The organism is Ruegeria sp. BHSB058 (assembly GCF_059613285.1).
The window spans coordinates 1-4,221 of the sequence record NZ_JBXWSF010000143.1 but is presented as its reverse complement, the minus strand read 5'-3'; the positions used below and the strand labels follow the sequence as shown (position 1 = coordinate 4,221).

The window sequence follows — 4,221 nt, the reverse complement described above, 5'->3', positions numbered from 1 at the left end:
GCCTGAAGCTTCTCGCTGACCAGGCGATCAAGCAAGGCAGGGTCTTCCAGCCAACCGCCGTCGTCACCCTGGAAAAGGTCGTGCAACATGGTGCCGCCAGCCATCTCGTACGCCTCGATGCCGACAAAGACGGCACGACGGTCAGAGGCGCGCACCGAGGTTTCCGTCAGCATCCGCCGGATCTGATAGGGTTCCTTGTTCCACGACGACCGGATCGCCTCCCAGACCTGAACCTGACGCTCGTGATCCGGATTGACGGTGAAGGCCATCAGCTGCTCCAGCGTCATTTCATCCTCGGCATAAAGTTCGAGCAGGGCAGGGGCCACGGCGGCGAGTTTCAGGCGCTGTTTCACCACCTGCGGCGTGACGAAGAAGGCGGCTGCGATCTCTTCATCGCCTTGACCCTTCTCCCGAAGCGCCACGAAGGCGCGGAACTGGTCGAGCGGATGCAGGGCTGCGCGCTGCATGTTCTCAGCGAGCGAGTCGTCTTCGGCGAGGATCGCGGAAGTGGCATCCCGCACGATGCAGGGAATGGGCGTGGTCTTGGCCAAGCGTTTCTGCTTCACCAGGAGAGACAGGGCCTGGAAGCGCCGACCGCCAGCGGGGATTTCGAACTTGCCGGTCTCGGAACCATCATCCGCCAGAACGGGTCGAACGCTCAGGCTCTGCAGCAACCCGCGGCGGGCGATGTCTTCGGCCAGTTCCTCGATGGAGATGCCGGCCTTGATGCGCCGGACGTTGGACTGGCTCAGCATGAGTTTGTCGAAGGGAATGTCCCGGGACGGGGACAGGGTGACTTTCTGGGCAGATTTCGCCATCAGATCTTCTCCGCGACGGGCGCCGGAAGCCACTCTCCCGATCTCACTTCCCGTCATCCCTCAAACCAACAAACCTTTCCCTCTCTTATTCTGACGCTCCCGAGACAGGACCTTAACAGCTGTTAAGTCGTCAGTTCAGAGGTGGCGGAACAGTACGCAGTCTCTCAACCTTAACAGCTGTTAAGCTGCAGATCGTCGCCCAATCAATGCCATGACCATCGGCCCACAGGAAAACTCACCGGCCGCAGCTTTGGCAGTCAGAGCTCGCAAGTATCCACCAGGCGATCTGATGTCCTCAAAGCGTTCCAGCATGGCAGCAACGACGATCGACGCTTGTTCCTGACCCATGAACCGCTGAGCTTCTTCCCATGCAGACGCACTGATCCCCATAGCTGGCCGCACATGGCATGCCGCGTCAAAAAGCTGATGCCAATGCCGGATTTCGCCTTGGTAGAAGGTCTTGAGCGAGGGACATGCCGCGATCACTAGGTGCAGCGGGATCTTTGGCAGGAGTGTTGTGTCCCGTTCATCGACGTCAGCAACAGGCTCATCCGTGTTCACATCTGGTACGTCGGCCGCCGCCCCGCTTTTTTCTAAAGCAGGTTCAAGATCTATAGATTCTTTATTTGAATTATGATGGTGACGCTCAGATCGGGCATCATTGGTGTTCATTTCTTCTGTTTCAGGACCATCGATGATGTTGCGTGCCTGGTCGAGGAGAGCTTCAAGATCGGCTCGATAGGCCGCGAGGTCCTCAATTGAAAGCTTGCGGCGAAGCGCACGCGCTGTGAGGGCGGCAGTGTCACGAAGCTGATCCCAGAGGCCAAGGCCAGGCTGCATCTCGTCTCCGAACTCTGCGAGGGCCGCGAGATCACGCCGCATGAGGCTTACGACCTCTCTCAGACGCCTGACGCGCTCCTCAGCCTCACGTACGGCCTCTGCGGCCCGTGCTATCTCCTCGGACTGGCAGTAGAGCGGGGAAAGATCGAAGCCGAAGGCGACGCGCTCTTCGCCGTGCTTGCGGACGTAGCGCTTTCCATTGGGGCTATCACGCCGCTGGAGCAAACCAGCCTCGACGAGACGCGCGAGGTGACGGCGCATCGTGGAGCAGGGCATACCATTCAGGCGCTCACAGATCGCCTTGTTCGAGGGGAAGACTACCATCTCGGCATTCCCGCCAAGTGCATCGTCTGGAAAGAAGCTGAGGAGCCCCTGCAAAACAGTCAAATCTCGTTCTGACACGCCAAAGGCCGCTTGCGCCTTGGAGAGCTCGCGCAGGAGTTCCCACTTGTTGACGGGTCTGCCCGGAACAGATGCCTCGGGTCGCTCTATCACGCGCAGATGGGCGTGCGAAATCGGCCGCATAAACGGCGAAATTGGTGTGTACTCCATGAAAATGTTCACGAAGACAAAAATTCTAGGGCCCGCGAATCGCTTTGCGCTTGCGGGGTAGGGGCCAGAACGCTACATTCAGAGGTGCGAAAACTGAGATTTTGTAGCGGGCTGATCCCGGTGCGAAACCTTACAAAGGTCTCGTGAAGCTAGCTTCTCGGGGCCTTTTTCTTTTTGCCTGTATCGTGCCTCCTTCTTGTTGGTTGCTCTTCCTCAGTCTCCTGAACGCTTCCAGCGCTCATGAAGCTCGGTAATCAGCTTTGGGGCATTGCCCTCCAACCAGCTGATAAATTCAGGTTCATCCGTAGTAAGATCGAGTTTTAGCTGCTTGCCTTGGCGGCCGGTCTTGACCGTCGCAGCTCCGACACCGGGGATCGCCAAAGCAGGCACGCCTTTTCTAGACGGGCTTGCTTTCTTCTCTGCGCTCTTCGCAGCTGCCAGAACTGCGAGAAACGCACGCTCAGAAACCTCATCGACCGAGCCGGAACTTTCGGACTTGGCTGCATGAGCTACGGCTTGCAGTTGGTCTCGATCACCGTCGTAGGCACCCAAAGCCTTTTTGAGCTCTTCCCATCTCGGGCGACCAATCCCGGGAGCCGCACCAATTGCCTGGATGAGTTCCTCGCCGACCGTCCGAACGACACTCAAGAGTTGTGAAACCCCAGCTTCGTGGAGGTTAAGGACTTCGGCGACACCTCGATTGGTGCGCTCAGCCCCTTCCAAATGATCACCGTCCAGAAGTGCCGTCGCAACGAGCGCACGCTCAATAAAGCTCAGATCACGACGCTCTTGGTTCTCGAGAAGCTGATCTCGAAGCGCTTGATCACCTTCAACCTCTGTGACGATGGCTCGAACTTTGATACCGAGTTCGCGACATGCTTCCAGGCGTCTGCGGCCATAGATCAGGTTGTAGCGATCGCCTTCCAGTGGGCGGACCAAGACAGGCACACGCTGACCGTTCTTGGAAATAGAGTTCTTCAGGCCCTCAACTTCAATCTGAAGCCTGTCATCCAACCGTCCTTCGGTAACAATCTGCGCCGGATCGATCTCAAATACACCGCCACGCAGTCGGCGCCCTTCAAGTGCGTCAGGAGCGTTGCGAAGGGTCTGCAGCGGCAAACCAAGTTTAGGCTTTCTTGCCATTCCGCCCCCATGTGTTCTGGATGATTTCAGCGATCTCATCGTTGACTGCGTTCATGGATTCGATCGCACGATCAAACGTCTGACGCGTGAAGTCCTTTTTGTCAGCTTCGTAGAGCGTTTGCTTGGTCAAGCCGGCATCAGAAATTGCGGTCGATTCAACCATGTGATTGGTCAGGACCGACCTCCCAAACAGCCCGCGAATGAAAGCGATGACTTCGGTTTGTGGCGCGTCGCCGACTTTGTATCGCGTTGGCAAAAAGCGCAGCCAATCGAAGCGCAGATTTGCGCCTGCATCCCTGATCACGCCCAGGAGATCCGCAGTCATTCGCAGGAATTGGGACATCGACATGAGGTCAAGCATCTGCGGGTGAACCGTCACGAGGACACCCGAGGATGCGGAAAGTGCTGACATCGTCAAGAAACCAAGCTGCGGCGGGCAGTCGATCACAACAACGTCGTAGTTTGCTTCAACACTATCGAGAGCGTCATGAACTCTCGCAAAGAACGCCTTCGCTCCTCCTCGCTGGATAGCAGCAGGCGTCTCGTGCTCGAACTCCATGAGTTCAAGGTTGCCCGGGATGAGATCAAGGCCACGGATGTAGGTTTTTCGGATCACTTCGCCGATCGGAACCGGATCGTCGTAGCGAACGGCATCATAGAGGGTTCCGCCCTCCATAAGGTCGAGTTCCGGCTGGATTCCATGAAGAGCTGAAAGGGATGCTTGGGGGTCGAGATCGATCGCAAGAACCCTGTACCCCTTAAGCGCCAAGCGTTGAGCCAGGTGAGCAGACGTCGTCGTTTTGCCTGACCCGCCCTTGAAGTTCACCACTGAAACGACTTGAAGCTCGTCACCGTCGCGACGTCCAGG

4 protein-coding genes are annotated in these 4,221 nt (G+C 57.5%); all 4 read right to left on the bottom strand.

Annotation, left to right across the window (positions count from 1 at the left end; all coding sequences use genetic code 11):
• A partial coding sequence (locus tag AC2FNB_RS20520; RefSeq protein ID WP_496748617.1) for a ParB/RepB/Spo0J family partition protein occupies positions 1 to 818 on the bottom strand: 818 nt, incomplete at its 3' end.
• Positions 819 to 998: 180 nt separating this feature from the next.
• Positions 999 to 2,210: a plasmid replication protein RepC gene (repC, locus tag AC2FNB_RS20515; RefSeq protein ID WP_274830508.1), complete on the bottom strand. Its 1,212-nt coding sequence runs from the start codon at positions 2,208 to 2,210 to the stop codon at positions 999 to 1,001.
• A gap of 213 nt (positions 2,211 to 2,423) precedes the next feature.
• A complete protein-coding gene (gene repB / locus AC2FNB_RS20510; protein ID WP_274830507.1) occupies positions 2,424 to 3,353 on the bottom strand; it encodes a plasmid partitioning protein RepB in 930 nt (309 codons plus the stop codon).
• The coding region (gene repA, locus AC2FNB_RS20505) for a plasmid partitioning protein RepA (RefSeq protein ID WP_496748616.1) at positions 3,337 to 4,221 on the bottom strand (885 nt) is incomplete at its 5' end. The genes repA and repB, both read right to left, overlap by 17 nt.